General features: G+C 68.1%; 19 protein-coding genes, 1 tRNA gene and 1 pseudogene. 8 read left to right on the plus strand and 13 right to left on the minus strand.

The features are described from left to right. From AC5RV2_RS05760 to AC5RV2_RS05780, 5 genes and pseudogenes are all read right to left on the minus strand, one after another. Positions 1 to 132, minus strand: a pseudogene (locus AC5RV2_RS05760) (cytochrome c biogenesis ResB family protein); the annotation flags it as partial. A gap of 41 nt (positions 133 to 173) precedes the next feature. Next, complete coding sequence (locus tag AC5RV2_RS05765; RefSeq protein ID WP_494091572.1) at positions 174 to 734, minus strand: Na+/H+ antiporter subunit E; 561 nt, start codon at positions 732 to 734, stop codon at positions 174 to 176. After that, complete coding sequence (locus AC5RV2_RS05770; protein WP_494091573.1) at positions 731 to 2,353, minus strand: Na+/H+ antiporter subunit D; 1,623 nt, start codon at positions 2,351 to 2,353, stop codon at positions 731 to 733. Before AC5RV2_RS05770 ends, AC5RV2_RS05765 begins: the two co-directional genes overlap by 4 nt. Continuing rightward, positions 2,350 to 2,823 (minus strand): Na(+)/H(+) antiporter subunit C, encoded by a 474-nt coding sequence (locus AC5RV2_RS05775; protein ID WP_493978131.1) that lies wholly within the window; start codon positions 2,821 to 2,823, stop codon positions 2,350 to 2,352. Before AC5RV2_RS05775 ends, AC5RV2_RS05770 begins: the two co-directional genes overlap by 4 nt. Continuing rightward, entirely contained in the window at positions 2,820 to 5,822 is a 3,003-nt protein-coding gene (locus AC5RV2_RS05780; protein WP_494091574.1) for a Na+/H+ antiporter subunit A, read from the minus strand. Before AC5RV2_RS05780 ends, AC5RV2_RS05775 begins: the two co-directional genes overlap by 4 nt. Positions 5,823 to 6,062: 240 nt before the next feature. Between AC5RV2_RS05780 and AC5RV2_RS05785 the strand changes: the two genes are divergently transcribed. Then, a complete protein-coding gene (locus AC5RV2_RS05785; protein WP_494091575.1) occupies positions 6,063 to 7,439 on the plus strand; it encodes an MFS transporter in 1,377 nt (458 codons plus the stop codon). A 19-nt stretch (positions 7,440 to 7,458) separates the two neighbouring features. On the opposite strand, the gene dcd is transcribed toward AC5RV2_RS05785, so the two are convergent. The 4 genes from dcd to AC5RV2_RS05805 all read right to left on the minus strand — a co-directional run bounded on the left by dcd (position 7,459) and on the right by AC5RV2_RS05805 (position 10,677). Continuing rightward, entirely contained in the window at positions 7,459 to 8,040 is a 582-nt protein-coding gene (gene dcd, locus AC5RV2_RS05790) for a dCTP deaminase (RefSeq protein ID WP_494000714.1), read from the minus strand. A 202-nt stretch (positions 8,041 to 8,242) separates the two neighbouring features. Next, entirely contained in the window at positions 8,243 to 9,100 is an 858-nt protein-coding gene (locus AC5RV2_RS05795) for a tryptophan 2,3-dioxygenase (protein WP_494064946.1), read from the minus strand. A 92-nt stretch (positions 9,101 to 9,192) separates the two neighbouring features. Next, positions 9,193 to 9,810: a DinB family protein gene (locus AC5RV2_RS05800; protein ID WP_494091576.1), complete on the minus strand. Its 618-nt coding sequence runs from the start codon at positions 9,808 to 9,810 to the stop codon at positions 9,193 to 9,195. 51 nt (positions 9,811 to 9,861) lie between these two features. Then, positions 9,862 to 10,677, minus strand: a complete 816-nt coding sequence (locus AC5RV2_RS05805) for a DUF1684 domain-containing protein (protein WP_494091577.1) — start codon at positions 10,675 to 10,677, stop codon at positions 9,862 to 9,864. A 222-nt stretch (positions 10,678 to 10,899) separates the two neighbouring features. Between AC5RV2_RS05805 and AC5RV2_RS05810 the strand changes: the two genes are divergently transcribed. From AC5RV2_RS05810 to AC5RV2_RS05830, 5 genes are all read left to right on the plus strand, one after another. Continuing rightward, positions 10,900 to 12,219, plus strand: coding sequence for an extracellular solute-binding protein (locus AC5RV2_RS05810; RefSeq protein WP_494091583.1), 1,320 nt, complete (start codon positions 10,900 to 10,902; stop codon positions 12,217 to 12,219). A gap of 14 nt (positions 12,220 to 12,233) precedes the next feature. Beyond that, entirely contained in the window at positions 12,234 to 13,193 is a 960-nt protein-coding gene (locus AC5RV2_RS05815; protein WP_494065503.1) for a carbohydrate ABC transporter permease, read from the plus strand. Next, positions 13,193 to 14,035, plus strand: coding sequence for a carbohydrate ABC transporter permease (locus AC5RV2_RS05820; RefSeq protein WP_494012903.1), 843 nt, complete (start codon positions 13,193 to 13,195; stop codon positions 14,033 to 14,035). The genes AC5RV2_RS05815 and AC5RV2_RS05820 overlap by 1 nt, the downstream gene beginning before the upstream one ends. Positions 14,036 to 14,059: 24 nt before the next feature. Then, entirely contained in the window at positions 14,060 to 15,328 is a 1,269-nt protein-coding gene (locus AC5RV2_RS05825; protein WP_494064950.1) for an ABC transporter ATP-binding protein, read from the plus strand. A gap of 74 nt (positions 15,329 to 15,402) precedes the next feature. Beyond that, positions 15,403 to 15,476, plus strand: a tRNA-Gly gene (locus tag AC5RV2_RS05830). Positions 15,477 to 15,544: 68 nt separating this feature from the next. Here the strand turns inward: AC5RV2_RS05830 and AC5RV2_RS05835 are convergent. Then, positions 15,545 to 16,420: a hypothetical protein gene (locus AC5RV2_RS05835; RefSeq protein WP_494091578.1), complete on the minus strand. Its 876-nt coding sequence runs from the start codon at positions 16,418 to 16,420 to the stop codon at positions 15,545 to 15,547. Between the two features lie 138 nt (positions 16,421 to 16,558). Here AC5RV2_RS05835 and panD point away from each other — a divergent pair, with 138 nt between their 5' ends. After that, on the plus strand, positions 16,559 to 16,972 hold the full coding sequence (gene panD / locus AC5RV2_RS05840; RefSeq protein ID WP_494064952.1) for an aspartate 1-decarboxylase: 414 nt from the start codon (positions 16,559 to 16,561) through the stop codon (positions 16,970 to 16,972). A 16-nt stretch (positions 16,973 to 16,988) separates the two neighbouring features. Here panD and AC5RV2_RS05845 read toward each other — a convergent pair whose 3' ends face one another. After that, entirely contained in the window at positions 16,989 to 17,468 is a 480-nt protein-coding gene (locus AC5RV2_RS05845; protein ID WP_494091579.1) for a nucleoside deaminase, read from the minus strand. A gap of 109 nt (positions 17,469 to 17,577) precedes the next feature. On the opposite strand from AC5RV2_RS05845, the gene AC5RV2_RS05850 reads away from it, so the two are divergent. Beyond that, positions 17,578 to 18,564, plus strand: coding sequence for a hypothetical protein (locus AC5RV2_RS05850; RefSeq protein ID WP_494091580.1), 987 nt, complete (start codon positions 17,578 to 17,580; stop codon positions 18,562 to 18,564). A 79-nt stretch (positions 18,565 to 18,643) separates the two neighbouring features. Here AC5RV2_RS05850 and AC5RV2_RS05855 read toward each other — a convergent pair whose 3' ends face one another. Next, positions 18,644 to 20,683 (minus strand): NHL domain-containing thioredoxin family protein, encoded by a 2,040-nt coding sequence (locus AC5RV2_RS05855; protein WP_494091581.1) that lies wholly within the window; start codon positions 20,681 to 20,683, stop codon positions 18,644 to 18,646. Beyond that, a complete protein-coding gene (locus tag AC5RV2_RS05860) occupies positions 20,680 to 22,881 on the minus strand; it encodes a bifunctional copper resistance protein CopD/cytochrome c oxidase assembly protein (RefSeq protein ID WP_494091582.1) in 2,202 nt (733 codons plus the stop codon). Before AC5RV2_RS05860 ends, AC5RV2_RS05855 begins: the two co-directional genes overlap by 4 nt. Positions 22,882 to 22,958: the final 77 nt, after the last annotated feature.

The raw sequence follows: 22,958 nt of genomic DNA on the forward strand, positions 1-22,958 counted from the left end.
GTAGACGTCGAAGAGCTGGAAGCGGTCCAGCCACGGCCCGACCTCGGGGTTGTCCGCAATGTACTGGGTCACGACGGCGGGGTTGGCAGGGCGCAGCCGGATCAGCGACAGTACAGCGGCCACGGCCAGCACCGCGCTCACGACGATTTGCGCAACCGGAATGATGTCCCCGTTCACACCGCACCTCCCCTGCCGGTACCTTCGGCCTTGACCATTGCCAGTTCTTCCTTCGTGCCCATCGTCCGGATCAGGCCGGCCTCGATCCGCCGCACCTGTGCACGGAAACGCTCGGCGGCCTCCTCGGTGGCCACGTCGATCACGTGCAGGTACAGCGTGGACGTCGAGCGGTCCACGTCCACCACGAAGCTGCCGGGGATCAGCGAAATGGCGTGCCCGGTGGCAGTCACGAGCAGGTCCGAGCGGCTTCGCAGCCGGACCGCCACCACCGCGTTGCGCAGCGTCGGGCCGCGGGTCAGCGCCAGCCACAGGACTTGGACGCTGGCGACCGCGACCTGCCACACGAACGTGGCGGCGAAGATCCCGCCGGCCAGCGGATTGAAGCGCCCGCTGAGTTCGACCGGCGGCAGATAGAACAGGTTCACGATGAGCAACGCGATCAGCAGGCCGAAGATCAGGTTGCCCGGGCTGAAATCCTGCCACAGGGAGCCCCAGAGGATGACCAGCCAGGCCAGCAGCGGCAGCTCGACCCAGAGGGAGATGCGCGGTTTCCTCATTGGCCCCCCTCCTGCAGGGCGCCTTCGCCCAGGACGGCCTCGACGTACGGGGTGCGCTGCAGCATCTCCCGCGCCGCCTGGTCGCTGAGCTCGAACAGGGGCCCGGCGAACACCGTCAGGGCAACGCCCATCGCCACCAGCCCGACCGTCGGCCAGACCATGGGCAGCGGCAGCAGCTGAACGATGCCGCGCCCGGTGAACCGCCCGTGCGGAGCGTTCTCCACGTGACGGGTGGTCCGCAGTGCGGACCCGTCGGGCTTGGTAGCCACCAGGACCGGGTCCGGGTGCTCGGCGTCTTCGGGGCGGCGCCAGAACACGCGGTTCCAGACCCGTGCCATGGCCAGCAGGGTCAGCAGCGACGTGACCATGCTGCCCGCGACGAGCACCCAGGCGACCGGGGTGCCCAGTTCCACGCCGCCCTGCACCAGGCCGATCTTGCCCAGGAAGCCGGAGAAGGGCGGGATGCCGGCCAGGTTCATGGCCGGGACGAAGAACAGGATGGCCAGCAGCGGCGACAGCTTGGCCAGGCCGCCCAGCCGGTCCATGTTCGTGGTTCCGCCGCGGCGTTCGATCAGGCCGGCCACCAGGAACAGGCTGGTCTGCACCGTAATATGGTGCGCCACGTAGTAGACCGCCGCGCCGAGCCCCACGACCGAGGACATGGCCAGGCCAAACACCATGTAGCCGATGTGGCTGACCAGCGTGAACGAGAGCATGCGCTTGATGTCGATCTGGGCCACGGCGCCGAGGATGCCCACCACCATGGTCAGCACCGCCACGATCATCAGGAACGTGTTCAGCCGGTCGCCGGGGAACAGCAGGGTCTCGGTGCGGATCATGGCGTAGACGCCTACCTTGGTGAGCAGGCCGGCGAACACCGCGGTCACCGGCGCCGGCGCCGTCGGATAGGAGTCGGGGAGCCAGAAGGACAGCGGGAATACCGCCGCCTTGATGCCGAAGGCCACCAGCAGCATCAGGTGCAGCGTCATCTGGGTGGCCGGATCCAACTGGCCGAGCTTGATCGCCAGGTCGGCCATGTTGATGGTCCCGGTGGCCGCGTAGATCATCGCGATGGAGACCAGGAACAGCACCGAGGAAATGACGCTGACGACGACGTATGTCACCCCGGCGCGGATCCGCGGGCTGGTGCCGCCCAGCGTCATGAGCACGTAGCTGGCCGTGAGCAGCATTTCGAAGCCGACGTACAGGTTGAACAGGTCGCCGGTCAGGAACGCGTTGGAAACCCCCGCCACCAGGATCAGGTAGGTCGGGTGGAAGATTGAGACCGGGCCTTCTTCGTCGCCGTCGGTCATGCCCTGCCCGGAGGCATACAGCAGCACCGCCAGGCTGACGGCGGAGGAGACCACCAGCATCAGGGCGGACAGCTCATCCACCACCAGGGTGATGCCAAAGGGGGGAAGCCAGCCGCCCAGGTTCACCGCCTGCGCGCCGTTGGTCCACGCCGAGGCCAGCAACACGGCTTCCAGTGCCAGCGTCAACGTGAGGGTGGTGGCACCGGTCCGGCGCTGGGCGTTGGGGTGGCGGATCAGCACGAATGCCAGGGCAGCACCCAACAGCGGCAGGACTACTGCCAGCGGCGCGAGGGTGGCGGCGTTCACTGCTTCCTCTCCATCCGTGACCTGGTGGTGGCTGGCGTTTCTTCGGCTTCGTCGGGCGGCACGAACTCGGTGGTCTCGGCCGGAATTTCCGCGTCGTCCTCGGCGTCGAAGGTGGGCTGGTTGGCCACCCGGCGGTCCTCGATGTCGTCCTGGACCTCGTCCTGCCGTCCCAGCACCCAGGAGCGGTAAATGATGGCCAGCATGAAGGCGGTGACGGCGAAGGAAATCACGATGGAGGTCAGGATCAATGCCTGCGGCAGCGGATCGCTGTAGGCGTCGGCGGGGATGTCACCGCCGAAAAGGGGTGCTAGGCCCGCGGGCCCGCCGGTGCTGAGCAGCAGCAGGTTGGCGCCGTTGGTGATGAGCATGAGGCCAAGCATGACCCGGGTCAGGCTGCGTTCGAGGATCAGGTAGACGCCCACGGCGAACAGTACGCCCATCACCAGCAGCAGCGTCAGGTTCACAGTCACCGGGACACCTCCTCCTCGATCGTTGCGGGTACTTGCAGTTCGGCGGCCTTGCGGCGCCCGTGGGTCCGTTCCTCGGTGCGTTCGTCGATTTCGGCGCCGAAGCTGCGCAGCACGTCCAGCACCAAACCCACCACCACCAGGTAGACCCCGATGTCGAAGATCGTCGAGGTGACGAATTTGTGGTCACCGAAGACCGGGAGGCTGAATTCAAGGATCGCGCTCTGGAAGACCTGGCCGCCCAGGAAGAGCGGGACGACGGCGGTCAGCGCCGCGGCCCCGAGCCCCAGTCCGAGCAGCAGGCCGGCGCTGATGGGGGTGGCTTCGGCCAGCTCGATCCGTCCGCCGGCCAGATAGCGGACGGTCAGCGCGATACCGGCCAGCAGGCCGCCGGCGAATCCGCCGCCGGGGAGGTTGTGCCCGGTCAACAGCAGGTAGACGGAGAAGATCATCACCGAGTGGAAGAGCAGGCGTGTGATCACCTCGAAGATGATGGAGCGGCGTTCCGGGGCCAGGGTCCGGCCGGCCACCAGCCAGGCGTCGCGCGGGACGAGGGCGAACTTGCGGGCGGTCGCCAGGGCCGCCGCCTCGCGGTCGGAGTGCGCCATCGTCTCGTAGCCGCGCCCCACCGATCCACTGGCCACGGCGTCCACGGGCTCCGGACGCTTCTCCCCGCGGCTCCGGATGAAGATCAGGCTGGCCACGCCGGTAGCTGCCAGCGCCAGCACCGAGATCTCGCCGAAGGTGTCCCAGGCCCGGATGTCCACCAGGATGACGTTGACGATGTTCTCGCCGCCACCGCCCTCATAGGCCAGCTGCGGCATGGCCAGGGACACCGGATCTGCCGTGCGTGCCGCCATCGCCGTCATCGCGATCACGATCATCGTGAGGCCGAAAGCGGCTCCGATGATGGCGCGCAGCAGTTTGAAGCGCCCAGGCGTGCGCAGCCACAGCCGGGCCGGCAGGGAACGGAGGGCCAGCACGATGGCCACCAGCGAGACTGTTTCCACCAGCAGCTGGGTCAGGGCAATGTCCGGTGCCCCCTGCATGGCGAAGATGAAGGCCAGCCCATAGCCGGCCACCGAGACCATCAACACCGCCATGAAGCGCTTGTTCGCGCGGATGGCGCCCAGCGCGCCTGCCGCCACGATCAGCCCCGCGATGGCCTGGGCCGGGGTATCGAACCACACCACGCTCTGGGGCAGCGGGGCGTCCATCAGGACGATGGCGCTCAGCGGAGTCACGATCGCCACGATCAGGATCACGCACAGATAGAAGACCAGCGAGCCCCGCTGGGTCCGGCCGGTGACCCAGATGGCCACCTCGTCCAGCACGCCGATGATGCCGCGGTAGATTCGGTCCGCGTCCGGGATGAAGCGGACCCTGGCCTGGAAGGCCGCTATCGGGGTGCGCAGCAGAAACAGGGCGACACCGGCGGCGATGGTGATCACGGTCAGCCCGAGCGCCGGCGTGAATCCGTGCCACAGCGCCAGGTGCGTGGCCGCGGTGTCCAGGGTGAAGAGTCCGGCGTAGGGGGCGACGGCGGCTTCCACAGGGGCGGGCCAGAGTCCGAACACCACCGTGGCCACGGCGAGCACGGCCGGAGCCGCCAGGAAGGCCCACGGAATCGGCTTGAACTCGATGGCCGCGCGGCCGGGTTTGGCCGCGAACCCGCCCCAGACGAAGCGGGCGCTGTAGGCAAAGGTCAGGATGGATCCGGCCACCACGCCGGCCAGGAGGAGGCCCCCCGCCCAGCCGGAGACTTCAGCCCGGTGGACGAAGGCTTCGTAGACCGACTCTTTGGCGACGAAGCCCAGCAGCGGCGGCAGGCCCGCCATCGACGCGGCACCGATGACGGCGACCGCGAACAGTTTCGGGGCCTTCCGGTACAGGTGCGACAGTTCGCGGATGTCACGCGTTCCGGCCTGGTGGTCGATGATGCCCACCACCAGGAACAGCGTCGCCTTGAAGAAACCGTGGGCCAGCAGCAGGCCCATTCCGGCCAGCGCGGCTTCCTGCGAACCGAGCCCGACCACCAGGGTCAGGAAGCCCAGTTGGCTGACCGTCCCGTAGGCGAGGATCAGCTTCAGGTCGTTCTGGCGCATGGCCTGCCAGCCGCCCACCAGCATGGTCAGCAGCCCGAGCCCCAGCACGACGCCGTGCCAGTAGTCGGTGCTGGAGAATCCGGGCGACAGCCGCGCCACCAGGTAAATGCCGGCCTTGACCATGGCGGCGGCATGGAGGTAGGCGCTGACCGGGGTCGGCGCCGCCATGGCCGCCGGGAGCCAGAAGTGGAGGGGCACCAGCGCGGACTTGCTGACCGCGCCGATGAGTACCAGCAGGATGGCGATGTCGATGATCTGGCCGTGCGCCATCAGCGTTCCGGCTGCCGCGAGGATCTCGGAGATCCGGTAGGTGCCGGCGGTCTGGCCGATGATCAGCAGGCCAACCAGCATGGTCAGCCCGCCGAGGGTGGTAACCATCAGGGCCTGCAACGCGGACCGGCGCGCCGAGAGGCGGTGCCTGGCGTACCCGATCAGCAGGTAGGACAGGACGGTGGTGAGTTCCCAGAAAATGTAGAGCAGGATCAGGTCGTCGGCGGTGACCAGGCCGAACATGGCGCCGCTGAAGGCCAGCAGCTGCGCGCCGAAAGGACCGATGTCCGGGTCGTCCGCCTTGAAGTAGCGGGCGCAGTAGAACAGCACCAGGGCGCCGACGCCCAGGATCAGAATGCACAGCACCGCCGCGAGGGTGTCCATCCGAAAGGCCAGTTCCAGCTGCAGGCCCGGGACCCACGCGAAGACCTCCGACGGCGGGGCGTTGGGAGCGCCGTCCAGCGCTGCCTGGCTCGACCCGGTGTAGTTGTCGAACGTGGCGATCAGCCAGACGAATCCGGCGGCGGGAACCGCGGCGAGGATGTAGAACGTTGAACGGCCGAGTTTCCGGAAAATTAAGGGCGCTATAAAGGCCACCGCAAAAAGCAGGGTGAGCACAATCAGCACGAGGATACTCCGGAACTTCCTTCGGGTTTGCCAAGGATTAGACGGACAGGGCCAAGGTCCATTCTACCCATGGCATAGACGGCGCGGCGCCCGCGGAGGGCCGCGGACAGCGGCCGGGAAGCCCGCGGCGGGCGGGCAGGAAGGCCGCGGTGGGCGGGCGATCCGGCTGTTCGCCAAAGATTCACGCGGCTCCCGGCGCTGCTCAGAGTTCGCAGCCGGCGAAACGGATAGCATCGCGGTATGACTGAGTCGGCCGGCATTCCGGCAACCCACACGGCGGGCGGCGCGGCCGCGGAGCGGTTGAATAAAAAACACGTCCTGGCCTGGGCCTCCTGGGACTGGGGCTCCGCCGCCTTCAACGCGGTCATGACAACCTTTGTGTTCACCGTCTATCTGACCAGCGACGCGTTCGGCGGCGAGGCCTTCGCGTCCGAAATCCTCGGCTACGGGCTGGCCATCGCCGGGCTGGCCATCGCCCTGCTGGCCCCGGTCACCGGGCAACGCTCCGACACCGGCGGCCGCCGCAGGCTGTGGCTCGGGCTCAACAGCGTCGCCGTCGCGGTACTGACCGGCCTGTGCTTCTTCGTCTTCCCCTCCCCCGGCTTCCTTTTCCTCGGCGTGGGACTCATTGCGCTGGCCAACATCTTCTTCGAGTTCGCGAACGTGAATTACTACGCGATGCTCACCCAGATCTCCACGCCGTCGACCATCGGCAAGGTCAGCGGCTTCGGCTGGGCCATGGGTTACGTCGGCGGGGTCGTGGCGCTGGCCCTGGTGCTGGTCGGGTTTGTCCTGCCCGAAACCGGCTGGTTCGGCGCGACGGCGGAGAACGGGCTGAACATCCGCCTGGTGGCGGTGTTCTGCGCCGTGTGGTTCATGGCCTTCGCGCTGCCGGTACTGTTCGCCGTCCCGGAGATCCCGCGCCAGCCTGCCGCCGCGTCGCTGAGCTTTTTTGCGTCCTACGGACTGCTCTTCCGCCGCATCAAGGCGATCTTCACCTCCAGCCCGCACACGATTTTCTTCCTGATCGCCAGCGCCATCTTCCGCGACGGGCTCGCGGCGGTGTTTACCTTCGGCGGGGTGATCGCCGCCGGCACCTTCGGCTTCTCGCTCAGCCAGGTGATCGTCTTCGCCATCGCCGGAAACGTTGTCGCCGCCATCGGCGCCGTCGTCGGCGGAATCCTGGACGATCGCATCGGCCCGAAGAACGTCATCGTGGGGGCGCTGGTCGGGCTGATCGTCGCCGCCGTCGCCATTTTGGCGCTGGGCCCGGGGAACCACGTGTTCCTCGGCAACGCCTGGACCGGCGACACCACGTTCTGGGTCTTCGGCCTGCTGCTGTGCCTGTTCGTGGGGCCGGCCCAGTCGTCGTCGCGGGCCTACCTGGCCCGACTCGCGCCGCGCGGCGAGGAGGGCGAATTCTTCGGCCTCTACGCCACGACCGGGCGCGCCGTCAGCTTCCTGGCCCCGTCCCTGTTTGCGCTGTCCATCACCGTCTTCGGCGAACAGCGCCACGGCATCCTGGGGATCCTCGTCGTGCTGGTCGCCGGCCTGCTGGCGCTGCTGCCGGTCAAGACACCGGCACGGATCGAGCGCGCCAGTACGCCCCGCGCCTGAGCCGCCCGGCCGGCCGGCGTCAGCGTTCGATGACGGTGCGGTGGAAGTTCTGGTAGCTGCGCGAGGCCGTGGGGCCGCGCTGGCCCTGGTAACGGTTGCCGTATACGCCGGAACCATACGGATGCTCGGCCGGCGAGGACAACCGGAAGAAGCACAACTGGCCGATCTTGGAGCCCGGCCAGAGCATGATCGGCAGCGTCGCCATGTTGGAGAGTTCCAGCGTCACGTGTCCGGAGAAGCCGGGATCGATGAATCCTGCGGTCGAGTGGGTCAGCAGGCCCAGCCGGCCCAGCGACGATTTGCCCTCCAGCCGGGCCGCTATGTCATGGGGCAGCGTCACGGTCTCGTAGGTGGAGCCGAGCACGAATTCGCCGGGATGCAGGACGAACGGTTCCTCGGGGTCCACCTCCACCAGCCGGGTCAGCTCCGGCTGCTCCAGCTCCGGGTCGATGTGGGCGTACTTGTGGTTGTCGAACAGCCGGAAGAACCGGTCAAGCCGCACGTCGACGCTTGAGGGCTGGATCATGTCCGGCTGGAACGGATCCAGGACGATGCGTTGGGAGTCCAGTTCGGCACGTATATCGCGGTCGGAGATCAGCACCCTTCAAAAATACACGGGACCGGCGCTCTCCCCTGACGCATGACGCGGCCGCCGCCCGGGCTTTTGCACCGTGCCCCTGTTCGGAACGGTGTCAGCGGTGCGACGATTGAACCAGGCGGGCCGCAGCACCCTCGGTGGCGGCCACCGGGCCGCTGTCGGCGGGGGAACGAACGGCCTCCGCCGGCAGCTTCGAAGCCGGTGGTCAGGCTTTGCCGATTTCCGTGCGCACCGCGTACAGCTCCGGGAAGAAGGTGAGCTCCAGCGCCCGGCGAAGGAAGCCGGCGCCGGAGGATCCGCCGGTGCCATGCTTCATCCCGATGGTCCGCTCCACCGTCTTCAGGTGCCGGAAGCGCCAGAGCTGGAAGTTGTCCTCCAGGTCCACCAGTTCTTCGCAGGCCTCGTAGACGTCCCAGTTCGCGCGGGCATTCTCGTAGACGGCCTTGAACGTCCCCACCAGTTCCTGGTTGAACTCGTGGGCCTCGGTCACGTCACGGTCCAGCAGCTCCGCCGGAACCGGGTAGCCGTGCCGGTGCAGGTAGGCCAGGAATTCGTCGTACACGCTGCTCTGTTCCAACAGCTCGCCCAGCATGGCCTGGGCGGCCGGATCGTCCGCGAAGACGGCCAGCATGCCCTTGTTCTTGTTGCCCAGCAGGAACTCCACGGCACGGTACTGGTAGGACTGGAAGCCCGACGCCGCACCCAAATCGCCGCGGAATTCGGCGTATTCGGACGGCGTCAGCGTGGCCAGCACCGACCATTGCTCGGTCAGCGAGCGCTGGATGTGCTTAATCCGGGCGATGCCTTTCATGGCGAACCGCAAGTCGTCGTCGCGCAGCTTCTGCCGGACGGTGCGCAGCTCGTGCAGCACCAGCTTCAACCACAGCTCGGACGTCTGGTGCTGAATGATGAACAGCATCTCGTCGTGGTGCTCCGGGCTGCTGACCGGGTGCTGGGCAGAGAGCAACTGGCCCAGGGACAGGTAGGAGCCATAGCTCATCTTGTCCGAGAAATCAGTCTCGATCTCGTCCTCGAGACGTCGGGTGTTCTTGTCTACGGTCATGGCGGCTTCCGTCGGTCCTCCTGCCTCGTTGCAGGCCTGCTACCAGCCTACGGCCCCGGCGCCGCGAATGCCCCGCCGCCGCGCTGGGCCCCTCAGCCGCGGACCGAGGAGTCCCACCGCCACGTCCGGCCGCGGGTTTCGGGCGTCCTGCCGCTGGCGCGGAGCAGATCCTGCCAGGGATCGTCGGTGCGCCGCGCCGCCGGGAAGATGCGGTTCAGCACCCGTCGTATGACGCCTTCGTCGGGCCGGTAGCCGACCCCGTGGACGGCCAGTATGTCGAATCCGTGCAACACGGCTTCGACGATGCCCATCGCCGCGAAACCGGAGGCGTCCGAGGTCCCGGCCGGATGGTAACCACGGTGGGTGTGGGGGGCCGCGGCCGTCACCGCGTAGAGCAGTCCCGCGGCGGCATCGAAACAACTGGCGATGCCGGCCGTTCCCGTGGCAGGGTCGGGCCAGAACAGGATCTGCGGCCCGCCCGGGCGCCAGGGCGGCGGGTCCAGCAGCGCCACGTAGCCGTCCTGCGGCGGGTTCCGCCCCGACAGCTGCAGGGCGTAGAACGCGAAGTCGTCCATGATGTGGGCCACCGTCTCGCGGCAGCTCCACTCCAGCTCCAGCGCGGGCTTGTCCCAGGCATCGTCAGGGAGCTCCGCCAAGCGGCCGGCCAGGTCATCGGTGATGGTGCGGAAGTCTCCCGCCGTTGGTTCCATCCGCTGATCCTGCCGCAGAGAAGCCGCAAGCGCCACCTTTCCCGGAGATACTCAGCCCATGCGGCGCTCCCCGGCCTCCACCGGGGCCGAAATGATGTTGCCTTCCACCGGCATCGGGCAGGTGCCGAACTCGGTGAAGGCGCTGGGAAAGTTGGTGGCCCGGTTGAAATCGATCAGCACCGTGCCGTCGGGGCCGGGACGGCGGGTCACCACGGAACGCCAGCCGGCGGTGCTGTCTCCGTTGGTTTCGTCGTGGAAGTTCAGCGACAAGGCGCCCAGTTTCTCTTGCTCCGCAACCAGGGTATGGACGGTTCCGCCCAATTCGAAGCTGACCGTGCCGACGGCGGTGGCGATGCCTCCCACGTCCGGGTTCGAGGTGGCTATCTGCAGCGTGAGGGGCTCCGGATACGCCTCGAACCGGCCGGCCACCACCAGGTCCGGGTTGTAATCGAAAACCGGGACCCCGTCGAAGTCCTGCCGGTTGGGCGAGTCGTTGTCCCGGGTCCGGATGGCGTACCGGTCGCCGCGGACGGCCAATTCGACGGCGAGGCTGCCGCGGCGCACCCAGAGCAGCGACTCCTCGTTTCCCAGGGCTGCCGTCAGGGTGCCGACGGCCGGCTCCCCGCTGTCTGCCAGGTACAGGCCGTCCTCGGCGCCCGCCGTCAACGAGGCGTGGCCGCCGCCCGATGCCGGCCCGGTGGCGCTCCACAAGCCGGTAATCTTTTCCAGCCGCGCGGGCTCGGCCGGCAGCCACTGCAGCGAGGTGAGCGTGAGCCAGCCGTGCTCCGCTGCCAGCGCCTGGTTCCGGTTGTCCCTGAACCGGAGCCAGCTTTCCCGCCGGCGGGTCTCGTCGCGTGGAGTGGTCATGCTCGCCTTCCCTCAATCGATTGCCGGGCACTTGCCCGGCGGTACGGGGCACAACGTGCCGCCCGGCGTGCGGTATTCCCCGGACCGCCGTCCCCCGACCTCCCCCGAACCATGGCGCATTCGCCTGCAGGAGAATACGCTCTATTTCACAAGGCTGCGTGGCACAAAGCGCAACGGAAGCCGGGCGGCCAGTGCGTCTACCAGAATGGGAGGCTCATGCCGATGCCCAAGGACGAAAACCGGCGGCGCCGCCGGCGCGCGACAGCCCGCTTGGGGGCGGCGGTGACGCTGGCGCTGGGAGCCACGCTGCTGGCGGGCTGCAGCCCCGAGGATGGAACTCCCACCCTGACCTGGTACATCAACCCCGACGACGGCGGGCAGGCGACGATCGCCGAGCTGTGCACCGATCAGGCGGACGGCGAGTACCGGATCGAGACGTCGCTGCTGCCCAATGACGCGGCCTCCCAGCGGGAGCAGCTTGCGCGGCGCCTTGCCGCCGGCGATTCGTCGTTGGACATCATGAGCCTGGACCCGCCGTTCATCCCCGAACTGGCCGAGCCCGGGTTCCTGGCGCCGGTCCCGGACGATGTTGCGGAGCGCACCACGCAGAACGTGGTGGAAGGCGCGCTCGCGGGGGCCACGTGGAAAGACGAACTGGTCACCGTCCCGTTTTGGGCCAACACCCAACTGCTGTGGTACCGGAAGTCGGTGGCCGAAGCCGCCGGTCTGGACATGACGCAGCCGGTCACCTGGCAGCAGCTGATGGATGCCGCGGCCGAGCAGGAGAAGTTCCTGGGCGTCCAGGGTCAGCGCGGCGAGTCCATGACCGTGTGGCTGAACGCGTTGGTCGAATCGGCAGGCGGGCAGATCCTGGAGAACCCCGAGGCGGAAGCCGACCAGATAGAGCTGGGGTTGGCCGGGGAGCCCGGGACGGCTGCGGCGGAGGTCATCTCCACCATCGGCCGGGAGGGGCTGGGCGGCCCCGGGCTGCCGACCCAGGACGAGAACAACTCCATGATCCTGTTCCAGGGCGACGAGGGCTCGTTCATGGTCAACTGGCCGTTCGTCTGGCCGGCCACGAACACCGCCGCGGAAGACGGCACGGTGGACCCCTCGCTGATCGAGGACATCGGCTGGACGCTCTACCCGCAGATGAACGACACCGACCCCGCCGCTCCGCCGCTGGGCGGCATCAATCTGGGCGTCGGCGCCGCGAGCGAGCATCCCGACCTGGCCTACGCGGCCATCGAGTGCATCGTTACCCCCGAGAACCAGGCCGAGTACTTCATCACCAACGGCAACCCGCCTTCAAATACGGAGGCCTACGAGGATCCGCGGATCGAGGAGTCCTTCCCGATGGCGGACACCATCCGCGAATCACTGGAGCTGTCCGCGCCGCGGCCGCAGACCGTTTTCTACAACGAAGTTTCCACCAGCCTGCAGCAGAATTTCGCCCCGCCGTCGCAAGTGGATCCGGCCACGACGCCGCAGGAAACCTCAGACTTCATCGTCTCCGTTCTACGGGGGGAGAACCTGCTGTGAGCACCTCGACCGAAATCCCCACCCAGCCCGCCAGCGGGACCGGACGGGCCGGGCGGCGGCGCGCGGTCCAGCAGTACAGCGACCGCGCCAAGGCCGAGCGGCGGCTGGGCTGGCTGCTGGCCGGTCCCGCCTTCGTCATCATGCTGGCCGTCACCGCCTACCCGATCCTGCAGGCCGTGTTCGACTCGCTCTTCAGCTACCGCCTCACCGCGCCCGACGAGCGCGAGTTCATCGGGCTGGGCAACTACGGCGTGATCCTCACGGACATGGTCTGGTGGCGGGACCTGGGCGTCACGCTGCTGATCACCGTGGTGACCGTCGTCGTCGAACTCGTCCTGGGCTTCGCGCTGGCCTTGGTCATGCACAAGGCGCTGAAGGCGGTGCGGGGCTGGCTGCGCACCGCGATCCTGGTCCCGTACGGCATCATCACCGTGGTGTCCGCGTTCGCCTGGTTCTACATGTTCGATATCAACTCCGGCTTCGTGAACTCATGGTTCGACTGGGTGCCCGGGATTGATCCCGACCTGAACTGGTTCGCCAACACCGGAACATCGCTGAGCGTGATCATGGCCAGCGAGATCTGGAAGACCACGCCGTTCATCTCGTTGCTGCTGCTCGCCGGCCTGGCCCAGGTCCCCGACGAACTCACCGAGGCGGCGGAGGTCGACGGCGCCACCTGGTGGCAGCGGATGCGGCGGGTGATCCTGCCGAACATGAAGGCGGCAATCATGGTGGCCGTCCTGTTCCGCGCGCTGGATGCGTTCCGCATTTTCGACAACGTGTTCATCATGACCAACGGCGCGTTCGGCACCGAGGTGCTGTCGCTGCTGGCCTACCGGACCTCGATCGGGCGGCTGGAGATCGGGCTGGGTTCGGCGGTGTCCGTGCTGCTCTTCGTCTGCGTACTGCTGATCTGTTTCATCGCCGTCAAGCTCTTCAAAGTGGACCTCGCCGGCCAGAGAGGAGGCAAGTGATGAGAGCGTCGCGGACCAAGGAGCGGGTCATCTGGACCATCATCTCCGTGCTGGTGCTTATTTATGCGCTGTTCCCGGTGGCGTCCATCCTGGCCACCTCGTTTAAGCTGCCCAGCGAACTGACCTCCGGACAGTTCCTGCCCAACACCTGGACGGGTTCGAACTACGAGCAGATCCTGGTCGGCTCGGCGCAGGAGCTGTTCCTGAGCTCGCTGCGGAACTCGATCGGCATCGCGCTGATCGCGACTTTCATCGCCGTCGTGCTGGCCACCCTGTGCGCCTACGCCATCGCGCGGCTGGATTTTCCCGGCAAGAAGGTCATCCTGACCACCGCGCTGGCGGTGTCCATCTTCCCGGTGATCTCGATCGTCACGCCGCTGTTCAACATCTGGCGGAACGTCGGCCTCTATGACACCTGGCCCGGGCTGATCATCCCCTACCTCTCGCTGACCCTGCCGATCTCCATCTGGACCCTGGCCGCGTTCTTCCGCCAGATCCCGTGGGAACTGGAACAGGCCGCACAGGTTGACGGGGCCACCACCTGGCAGGCGTTCCGCAAGGCCATCGTGCCGCTGGCCGCACCCGGTGTCTTTACGACGGCGATCATCGCCTTCTTCATCGCGTGGAACGACTTCGTCTACGGCATCTCGCTGACGTCCACCGAAGCGGCGCGGCCGGTTCCCGCGGCGCTGGCGTTTTTCACCGGCGCCTCCCAGTTCGAATCCCCCGTCGGCGCCATCTCCGCGGCGGCCATCATCGTCACCATTCCCATCGTGCTGCTGGTCCTGCTGTTCCAGCGCCAAATCGTCTCCGGCCTGACCCAAGGCGCCGTCAAGGGCTGAGCCCGCGGCAGGAAAGGAAATCCCATGGCATCGATCACGCTGCAAAACCTCGTCAAGGAGTACGGTGACGGTTTCGCCGCCGTCAACGACGTCAGCATCGACATCGCCGACGGCGAGTTCATTATCCTGGTGGGCCCGTCCGGCTGCGGCAAGTCGACCCTTCTGCGCATGATCGTGGGGCTGGAGGACATCACCTCCGGCGACCTGTTGATCGACGGCGAGCGCGTCAACGAGAAGGCCCCCCGGGACCGGAACCTGGCCATGGTGTTCCAGAATTATGCCCTCTACCCGCACCTGACCGTGTTCGAGAACATTGCGTTCCCGCTGCGCCTGGCCAAGGGTAAGTTCACCGAGGACGATATCCGGAGGCGCGTCACCGACGCCGCGAAGACCCTGGAACTGACCGACCACCTGGAGCGCAAGCCGGGAAACCTGTCCGGCGGCCAGCGGCAGCGCGTTGCCATGGGCCGGGCGATCGTGCGCCAGGCCGATGCCTTCCTGTTCGACGAGCCGCTGTCCAACCTGGACGCGAAGCTGCGCGGCCAGATGCGCTCCGAGATCTCGCAGATGCAACGGCGGCTGGGAGTCACCAGCGTCTATGTCACGCACGACCAGACCGAGGCGATGACCCTTGGCGACCGGGTGGCGGTGCTGAAAAAGGGCTTGCTGCAGCAGATCGCTTCCCCGCGGGAACTCTACGAGCAGCCCGTCAACCTGTTCGTGGCGGGCTTCATCGGATCGCCGTCCATGAATTTCCTGCCGGCCACCTTGGAGGGCAACGTCCTGAAGACTCCGATCGGCGACATCCCCGTGTCCGGTGACAGGGCCAGGGCGGCCGAAGGCAGGAAGGTGGTGCTCGCGGGTTTGCGGCCCGAGTTCTTTGAGGACGCCTCCCTGGTGGAAGAACACAAGAAGGACCGGGGATCCACGTTCATCGCCGAACTGACCCACACCGAGTGGCTGGGCAACGAGCAGTACGGCTACATCAACTTCGACCCGGATCCCGCCGTGCGGGAGCTGCTGAATTCGCTGGCCAGCGAGATGGACGCCGAGGAACTGCGGCCGCAGATCGTGGTCACGCTGGATGCCGCCAGCCGGATTCGCGGCGGACGCTCCGCCGAACTGTGGCTGGACACCCGGAAAATGCACCTGTTCGACCCCGAGACCGGTGAAAACCTGACCCGTGATGCCTCGGCCGGCGCGGCGCTGACGGAGGAAGCCAACCGTGCCCGGGCAGAGGAAATCGCCGAAGCCCGCGAACGGGAAGCCTCCACGGCCGGCCAGCCGGCCTGAATTCCGGCCAGCCGCAGAACTGGGGTAAACTCGGTTTCGTTGTTGACCGGATCCGCCTGCACGGCGGATCCTGTGCGGGCGTAGCTCAATGGTAGAGCGCTAGCTTCCCAAGCTCGATACGCGGGTTCGATTCCCGTCGCCCGCTCCACCCGCACTGCGCACCCCGGCCCCTCGGACCGGGGTGCCTTTGTTTGTCCCATACCTGCGGGAAGCGGCCTACTCGTCGTCGTCCGGCACGAAGCCGGCACGGTCGATGGCCCGGTGGTAGTGCATGCCCGCGGCACCGCCCAGAAGCGCCCCGGCGAGACTCGCCAGCAGCACCACGGCCAGCGCCACCAGGGCCGGCACCGCCAACTGCCCGATGGGGCGGTCGATAACCGGCGCCGGTCCCGTCAGCAGGTTGAGCCCGCCGGCGGACAGCCCGACCACGCCCGCGATGACCGCCATGGCCAGGCCCCACAGCCAGACCGCGAAGCCCTGCCGGACGCCGTCGAACCGCGCCATCCGTCCGGCCACGTAGCCGCCGGCAAAATAGGCGATCAGGATTCCGGCCGCCAGTGCCGCCCCCGCGATCATGGCGTCCGGCCCGTTGCCGGCGGAGATGTCGTCCAGCCGCCCGCGCACGTCAGCCTCGTTGGCGAGGCCGAAAACCGCGGCCGCACCGGCGGCGGCCGCGCTGAGCAACACGAGCATGGCCGTGGCGGCCAGCCAGCCGAAAAACGCCGACCCCAGCCTCAGCCCGCCGTAGGCATTATGCTGCCGCTGGTACAGCAAGTCCTCGTCGAGGGCCGGTTCGGGGCGGTAGGCGCTGGTGTCCCGGTAGCTCCGCTCGGCGTAAATCCCGTCATCCGGGCTCCCGCCGGCGGGGTCGGGATCCATGCCGTCAGCCGTGGGCCGGCGGCCGAACTCGGCCGTTTCCGGAGGGTCGTTGCGTGTGCGGTCCTGGCCCGCCACCGGCATCGCCTCGGTCGGCGGAGGGTCGGCCTGCGCGGGCTCGGTCCCGCCGTTCCGCGGTTCGCGGGCGGCTGCCGGAACATCGTCGCCCGGCCGCACCCCGCCGTCCTGCCGGCTGCTGCCGATTTCCGAACTCATCACGTGCCTCCTGCGTCGATCGCCCTCGCTGAAGCAGGTTGTTGCCCCCTGTGGGTACACCCTAGACCTGCCGCCTGCGGCGGGCCAGATCGGGAACCCTTTCGGGGGCGGCCGGGGCGGGGACTAAACTGGGAGGCGATGATGCGCAAAATGTTCAAGTCCAAGATCCACCGTGCCACGGTCACGCACGCGGATCTTCACTACGTCGGGTCCGTGACCGTGGACCTCGACCTGCTGGACGCCGCCGACATCCTTCCCGGCGAGCTGGTTTCCATCGTGGACATCACGAACGGCGCCCGGCTGGAGACGTACACCATCGCCGGCGAACGCGGCTCGGGCGTGCTGGGCATCAACGGTGCCGCCGCCCACCTGGTGCACGAAGGCGATCTCGTCATCCTGATTACCTATGCCGACATGACCGACGACGAGGCCAGGTCCTTCGTGCCGTCGGTGGTGCACGTGGACGCCGGCAACAGGATCGTCGACCTGGGCTCCGATCCGGCGGAGTCCGTGGACGACGGGCTGATGCGCCCGCCGTTCGCGGTCAAGTAACCATCCCCGACGGCGCTCAGCCCCGGTGGTACTGCCGGTGCAGCCCGCGGACCTCGTCCGCCAGTTCGCCGGACGGCCCGTCGACCACGGTTCCCGGCGCCACCTGCTGAATCGGCAGCGCGGCCACCGGCGCCGGCCCGACGCCCCACTCCGCCAACCACCGGCCCAGCTGTTCGGATGACACTGCGTAGACAATCCGTCCCAGGCCCACCCAGGCGTGCGCCGCCGCACACATCGGACAGTGCTCGCCCGAGGTGTAGACGGTCGCCGCCCTGCGTTCCCCGGGCGGCAGGTTCCTGGCGGCCCACCGGGCAATCTCGAACTCCGGGTGCCGGGTATGGTCCCCGTCCTTGACGCGGTTGCGGTCCTCGAACACGACGGTGCCGCCGGCATCGACCAGCACCGAACCGAACGGCTCGTCGCCGTCGTCCAACGCTTCACGCGCCAGTTCAACGCAGCGCCGCAGATGCATGAGGTCCTTCGTTGCCAGTTCCATGGGCCGATTATGGCAGAGCGGCCGGCCGCCGGCATGTAACGCAGCTGACACCGATCCGTGGAACCGCGCCAACAGGTAACGGGCGCCCCCAGCAGGTAACGTAGGGCGGGTGGGAAATTCGACAGTGCTCAGGACCGTGGCCACGTGGCTGCTGTGCCTGATGCTTGCCGTGGCCGCTGCCGCCGTGACGATCATGCTGGTCAATGCGTTCGTGTTCAGCCCGCAGCACCAGGTGAAGGCGTACTTCAAAGCGCTGGAAGACGGCGACGGCGGTGCGGCGCTCGGTCTGCTGCACGCCACCGTGCCGGATGCCAACGCCGCCATGCTCGACGGCGCCGCGCTCAAGGCCTCGGTAGAGGACATCGAAGACCTGGAAGTCGGCGATCCGGTGCCGGCGGGCGAGGACAAGGTGGACCTGCCCGTCCAGTACACGGTTGGCGGGGCGCCGCACACCTCGACGTTCACCTTGGAAAAGACCGGCACCACGTGGTTCTTTTTCAACCAGTGGTCCTTCGTGCCCAGCACTCTTCCCACCATCAGCGTGGACGTGATCAACGAGAACGAGGCCTCGCTGAACGGAACCCGGGTGGCGCTGCCGGACGGCAAGAATTCCTTTGCGGTGTTCTACCCCGGCACCTTCGAGGCGCACTACGCGAGCGACTACTTCGCCGCCCCGGTCGTGGAATCCGTGCTGACCGGCCCGGAAAACGCGCAGGACGCCCGGCTCTCGCTGGCGACGGCTGCGACCCCCAAGCTGGTTCAGGACCTGGGCGCCCAGGTCAACGCCTTCCTCGACTCGTGCGCGGAGCAGCGCGTGCTGCAGCCCTCCGGCTGCCCGTTCAGCGCCGCGATGGACCGCGTCCAGGACAACACCATCAACTGGTCGATCGTGAAGTACCCGGACGTCAAGATAGAACCCTTCAAGGGCAGCTGGGTGCTGAGCCCGCTGACCGGCGTCGCCAAGCTGAACGTCGTGGAGATCGATTTGTTCACCGGCGCCTCCGTCGAGCGGGAGATCGAGCAGGAGTTCGGCTTCACCGGCCGGCTGTCCGTCATCGACGGCAACGTGACCCTGACCCCCGTCGTGGAGTACTGAGTCCGCTCCTGACCAGACGCCGGAGGCGGACAGGCTGTCCTGTCCGCCTCCGGCGTTGTCAGTCCTGCCGCGCGGCCGCCTAGTTCAGCCCGCGCAGGTCCAGGGTCATCTCGCCCGTTCCGGAGCCAATGACCACGGGGATGCCCCAGTCCTGCTGGTACAGGTGGCAGGCGGCATGGTCCGGGATCTCGCCGCCGGGTTCGCCGTCGCAGGCCGCCGCGCGTGCGGTGATGTGCAGGACGCCCTCGGCGACCTCGTCGGACAACACCAGTTCGCGCACCAGCCCCACCGAGGTGCCGGCGCCGGAAACCAGCAGGTTCTCCGGCGAAGACGAGATCTTCAGCTGGGTCGGATCGCCCCACCGGTCATCCAGCTTCTGGCCGGTGGGGGCCGCGAAGCGGACGGTCAGCGCCAGCGGCCCGGCCGAGACCTCGGTCTTGGGCCGCTGCGTCTGCGAGGCCCCCTCGTCCACCTTCAGGGCTTCCTGGGGGACGGGAAGCCGGACGAGCTGGTGCTTGTTCGCTTCCACCACCAGCAGCAGCGGCTCGCCTCCCCCGGCCACTGCCGAGGTGTCCAGCATGACGTCGGACGGCTCGGCCAGACCGCGGGCCAGGGTGGAGACGGTCCCGCTCACCGGGTCGTACCGGCGTACCGCCCCGTTGTAGGTATCCGCCACGGCCACCGAGCCGTCCGGCAGGACGGCCACGCCCAACGGATGCTGCAGCCGCGCCTCGGCTGCCTCCCCGTCGCGGAATCCGAAGTCGAAGAGACCGGTGCCGACGGCGGTGGAGACGTGTGCCCGCTGCTCGCCCTTGACCTCCACGAAGGAGATCTTGCGCAGGGCCGACGTCTCCGAGTCCGCGACCCAAATGCCTCCCGCCGCGTCCTCGGCCAGGCCCGACGACTGGGCGAACCAGGCCGCGGTGGCCTCGCCGTCCTGCAGGCCTTCCAGCCCGGTACCGGCGAGGATGGCGACGGCGCCGGAGGCCGGGTCGAAGGTGAAGATCTGGTGCACGCCGGCCATGGCGATCACCACTGCCTCCAACCGGGTCGACCACAGGACGTCCCACGGCGAGCTGAGCGAGACGGCGAGCGGGTCGGCGGGAAGCTGCTCCCGGCCCGATGCGATGGCTTCCGCCAGTTCCTCCCCCAGCGCTTCCCCGGAAGCCGCTTCGTCCGCCACGGATCCGGGACCGGCTTCGGCGAGCCCCGGCGCGGTGCGCTGGGAGCCGGCATCGAGCAGCCGCTGCACCCCGCTGCCGGCGATCGTGGTCACCTCGCCGGTGGCCAGGGACAGGCCGCGGAGGCGGTGGTTCACGGAGTCGGCAACGACGACGTCGTAGCCCGCCTTCCCGCGGACTCCTTCCGGAAGCAGGGCCACGCCCTGGGGCTCGTTGAACTGCGCGGCATCGGCCGGCCCGTCCTGCCAGCCCTTCACGCCCGAACCGTAGGTCCTGAGCACGGTCGACAGGTCCGCGGCCAGTTCCACCAGCCGGTGGTGGCCGGTGTCGCTGACCAGGAAGGACCCGCCGGCGGAGCCGACGCCGTCCGGCAGCGGGATGGCCTTGCCCGGGAAGCGCAGGTCGCCGGCTGTGGTTTCCGCGGGCACGTACGGCCCGTCGCCGCGGTGCAGGGTGCCCTTGGCTTCGTGTTCGGCCACCAGCTCTTCCACCAGCGACGCCAGGCCGCCGGAGTGGCCCTCCCCGGACAGATGCGCCACGATGTAGCCCTCGGGGTCCACGACCACCAGCGTCGGCCACGCCCGGGCGGCGTAGGCCTGCCAGGTCTCCAGCTCCGGATCGTCGAGTACCGGGTGGTGGATCTCGTACCGCTCCACGGCCGCGGCCAGCGCCACGGGGTCGGCTTCGTGCTCGAACTTCGGGGAGTGCACGCCGACGGTGACCAGCACGTCCTTGTACTTTTCCTCCAGCGGCCTCAGCTCGTCCAGCACGTGCAGGCAGTTGATGCAGCAGAAGGTCCAGAAGTCCAGCAGCACAATCTTGCCCCGCAGGTCTTCCAGCCCCAGCTGCTTGCCGCCGGTGTTCAGCCAGTTGCGCCCCACCAGGTCCGAGGCACGGACCCGGTAGTTGCTGCGGATGGTGTCGGCTGCCTCAGTCATCTGGTTTCTCCTTGTGTCCGGCCGGCGTCATCCGGTTCCGGAACGGGCGGCTGCCCGGTGGTGGTTGTCGGAAGTTCATGGTCGCCGGAGTCCGTGCCAGGCCCGGCGGCAGGCCGTGCTGCCCCCGGCGGGACCAGGCGTGCATCCTGCCGGGCCATCTTGGCAAACATATCGTTATAAGCCGCCAGTTCGGCGTCGTTATTCCTATCGGCCGAACGATCTTTACGCTTTGTTTCCCGCGCGTCCGACCGCGACCAGGCAATGGCCACTCCGACGGCGATGCAGAGGGTGGGTATTTCCCCGATCCCCCACATGATGGCCCCGCCGAGCTGCTGGTCGTCCATGGCCGGCAGTCCCCACTCGCGTCCCATGCTGCCGAACCAGGAGGCCTGGATCAGGGCCGTGGAGCTGGTCAGGGCGACGCCGAAGAAAGCGTGGAAGGCCATCGTCGCGAACAGCAGCAGCAGCCGCAACGGATAGGGCGCGCGCCGCGGCAGCGGGTCCTGGCCGATCATCGAGAGGATGAACAGGTAGCCGGTGAGCAGGAAGTGCAGGTTCATCAGCTCGTGCCCCACGTGCTCGCGCAGGGCGAAGCCGAACAGCGGCGAGTAGTAGAAGATGATGATCGAGCCGGCGAAGTTCGCTGCCGTGAAGAGCGGATGGGTGATGACCGCGGAATACTTCGAATGCACCAGCCAGAGGATCCATTCGCGCAGGCCCTTGCTGCCGTCGCGGCGCGGCGGCAGCGCCTTCAGCGCCAGCGTGACCGGCGAGCCCAGCACGAGGAACAGCGGCACCACCATGGTCAGGGCCATGTGGTCCAGCATGTGCGCGCTGAACAGCACCATCCCGTAGACTGCCGGCGCCCCGGACGTGACGTAGGTAAGCGCCAGCAGGCCGACGATCCAGCTGATGGTCCGGGCCACCGGCCAGCCGTCTCCGCGCCGGCGCAACCTGGCGGCCGCAACCAGGTAGGCGATGCCGGTGACCAGGGCGAACGTCACCCACAGCCAGTCCCACCGCCAGACGGTCAGCCAGCTGCTCCCGACCAGTTCCGGCGGCAGCTCGTAGCCGGTCAGGATGCGTGCCGGGGACGCGTCCGGCGGCAGTTCCTCGGGCGTGGGCGGCGCGGTGCGGGCCAACGCCGTGGCCACGCCGAACACCGCGGCCATGATGAGGAGTTCCACGGTGATCAGCTGCCACAGGACGCGCTTGCCGGACTTTGTTCCGAGTTCGGGGATGATCCACTGCCGGTGCATGAGGCCGATGGCCCCCAGCAGCAGCGTGGCGAGGGCTTTGATCACCACGAGTACCCCGTAGGGGCTGGAGAGCTGGTCCAGCGAGGTGATCCGAATGGACGCGTTGATGATGCCGGAGAAGAACACCAGGCCGAAGCTGATCAGCGCCAGCGATGAGTAGCGGCTCAGCACCTGCCCGGTGATGTCCTTGGTGCCCAGCGTCCCGGAGATGACCGCGAGCACGATGATTCCGCCCACCCAGAGGCAGGCTCCCAGCAGGTGCAGTCCGATCGAGTTGACGGCCCCGTAGTGGTCGTCGCCGCCGGCCGAGTGCCCGATCAGGGCCATCGGCAGCAGCCCGCCGATGGTGGCCAACGCCAGGGTGGCGCCCAGCCCCGGGAGGGAGCGGAGCCCGAAGATCAGCGTGGCCACGACGGCGGCCACCATGGTGATGGCGAGCCAGGCCTGGCCGGTCCCGATGTCCGTCATGAAGCCGATGAAGCCGGCGGTGTAGTTGGCGTCCCCGCTGACGGGCAGCCCGGCGACGTCGGAGAAACTGAAGACCAGCACGGCCATGGCCGCCAGCGTCCAGACGACGGCGGCCACCGCGGCCAGCCGCAGCGCGGCCGTGAAGGCGGGATGCTCCGGGCCCTGGTCGCCGTTGCCCGGCCTGCGGCCGGGACGCAGCTGCCGGGGAAGGATGCCGACGGCGAAGAGCAGCGCTGCGATGACGGCAGCCAAAGCGGTGTTGTTGGCGGCCTTGGCCACCGGCAGCGCCCATCGGGTCAAGGCGCCGGGGTCGGAGAGCTGGCGGGTAGCGGCCGCCCCGGAGTACAGCAGGGCTGCCGCCAGCGCCAGGACGAGGACGACCGCACCGGCCAGGAGCCATCCCCTGCCGATCCCGTCGGCGGTGATCGCAGCAGGACGCCGGTCAGCCGCAGGGGTCAGCCGCTCAGCCACGACCGCCAGCGCCTCCGCCCCGCTTGCTCATCACGAAGGCGGCCAGTCCGGCCAGGATAGCCAGCGTGCCGGCGCCC

The organism is Arthrobacter sp. Y3225116 (genome assembly GCF_059091245.1).